Origin of the sequence: Bradyrhizobium uaiense (assembly GCF_010811875.1) — a bacterium.
Lineage (GTDB): Bacteria > Pseudomonadota > Alphaproteobacteria > Rhizobiales > Xanthobacteraceae > Bradyrhizobium > Bradyrhizobium uaiense.
This window is the reverse complement of sequence record NZ_VKHP01000472.1, coordinates 1-1,915: the sequence shown is the minus strand read 5'-3', so window position 1 is coordinate 1,915 and position 1,915 is coordinate 1. Positions and strand designations below refer to the sequence as shown.

2 protein-coding genes are annotated in these 1,915 nt (G+C 64.6%); one reads left to right on the top strand and one right to left on the bottom strand.

Annotated elements, in window-relative coordinates; translation table 11 throughout:
* Window positions 1–825, top strand: an 825-nt coding sequence (gene pheS / locus FNJ47_RS45835) for a phenylalanine--tRNA ligase subunit alpha (protein ID WP_163163351.1), incomplete at its 5' end; no start/stop codon positions are given.
* A gap of 265 nt (window positions 826–1,090) precedes the next feature.
* Here the strand turns inward: pheS (FNJ47_RS45835) and pheS (FNJ47_RS45830) are convergent.
* Window positions 1,091–1,915, bottom strand: an 825-nt coding sequence (gene pheS / locus FNJ47_RS45830; protein WP_163163349.1) for a phenylalanine--tRNA ligase subunit alpha, incomplete at its 5' end; no start/stop codon positions are given.

The following is a 1,915-nucleotide window of genomic DNA, read 5'->3' as shown; positions in this document are numbered from 1 at the left end:
CTCGCCGCCGAGACCATCGACGTCCCCCTGCCGCGAGGCGAGACTCCCGCGGAGACCGGGCGCATCCATCCGCTGAGCCAGGTGTGGGACGAGCTCACCACGATCTTCGCCGACATGGGCTTTGCGGTCGCCGAAGGTCCCGACATCGAGACCGACGACTACAATTTCACCAAGCTGAACTTCCCCGAAGGCCATCCGGCCCGCGAGATGCACGACACCTTCTTCTTCAACCCGAAGGCGGACGGCTCGCGCATGCTGCTGCGGACGCACACCTCGCCGGTGCAGGTGCGGACGATGCTGAGCCAGAAGCCGCCGATCCGCGTGATCTGCCCGGGCCGCACCTATCGCATCGACTCCGATGCGACCCACACGCCGCAATTCCACCAGGTCGAGGGCCTCGTCATCGACAAGGGCTCGCATCTCGGCCACCTCAAATGGATCCTGCACGAGTTCTGCAAGGCGTTCTTCGAGGTCGACCACATCAACATGCGGTTCCGGCCGTCGTTCTTCCCGTTCACCGAGCCGTCGCTCGAGGTCGACATCCAGTGCCGCCGCGACAAGGGCGAGATCCGCTTCGGCGAGGGCGAGGACTGGATGGAGATTCTCGGCTGCGGCATGGTGCACCCGAACGTGCTGCGCGCCTGCGGCATCGATCCCGACGTCTACCAGGGCTTCGCCTGGGGCATGGGCATCGACCGCATCGCGATGCTGAAATACGGCATCGCCGATCTCCGCCAGCTGTTCGAGAACGACATCCGCTGGCTCAACCACTACGGCTTCAAGCCGCTCGACATTCCGACGATTGCGGGCGGGCTGAGCACGTGATGTCGATGCGTGCGTACGACATTGCGAAGACTCTCTCCGTTCCCTCCCCCCTTGCGGGGGAGGGCTGGGGAGAGGGGTAGGCCGCTTGCTCGGAAAGACCTCGTGCCGCGGATTGCGTCAGCAACATCGAAGTAAGAAAGACTCGCGGAGGGGTACTGACTAGCGACTGCGCTCAGCGCCCGCGGCAACCCCTCTCCCTGACCCTCCCCCGCAAGGGGGGAGGGAACGGAGAGAGTCTTCGCAATGTCGTACGCACGCATCGACATCACGTGCTCAGCCCGCCCGCAATCGTCGGAATGTCGAGCGGCTTGAAGCCGTAGTGGTTGAGCCAGCGGATGTCGTTCTCGAACAGCTGGCGGAGATCGGCGATGCCGTATTTCAGCATCGCGATGCGGTCGATGCCCATGCCCCAGGCGAAGCCCTGGTAGACGTCGGGATCGATGCCGCAGGCGCGCAGCACGTTCGGGTGCACCATGCCGCAGCCGAGAATCTCCATCCAGTCCTCGCCCTCGCCGAAGCGGATCTCGCCCTTGTCGCGGCGGCACTGGATGTCGACCTCGAGCGACGGCTCGGTGAACGGGAAGAACGACGGCCGGAACCGCATGTTGATGTGGTCGACCTCGAAGAACGCCTTGCAGAACTCGTGCAGGATCCATTTGAGGTGGCCGAGATGCGAGCCCTTGTCGATGACGAGGCCCTCGACCTGGTGGAATTGCGGCGTGTGGGTCGCATCGGAGTCGATGCGATAGGTGCGGCCCGGGCAGATCACGCGGATCGGCGGCTTCTGGCTCAGCATCGTCCGCACCTGCACCGGCGAGGTGTGCGTCCGCAGCAGCATGCGCGAGCCGTCCGCCTTCGGGTTGAAGAAGAAGGTGTCGTGCATCTCGCGGGCCGGATGGCCTTCGGGGAAGTTCAGCTTGGTGAAATTGTAGTCGTCGGTCTCGATGTCGGGACCTTCGGCGACCGCAAAGCCCATGTCGGCGAAGATCGTGGTGAGCTCGTCCCACACCTGGCTCAGCGGATGGATGCGACCGGTCTCCGCCGGAGTCTCGCGTAGCGGCAGCGTGACGTCGATGGTCTCGGCGGCGAG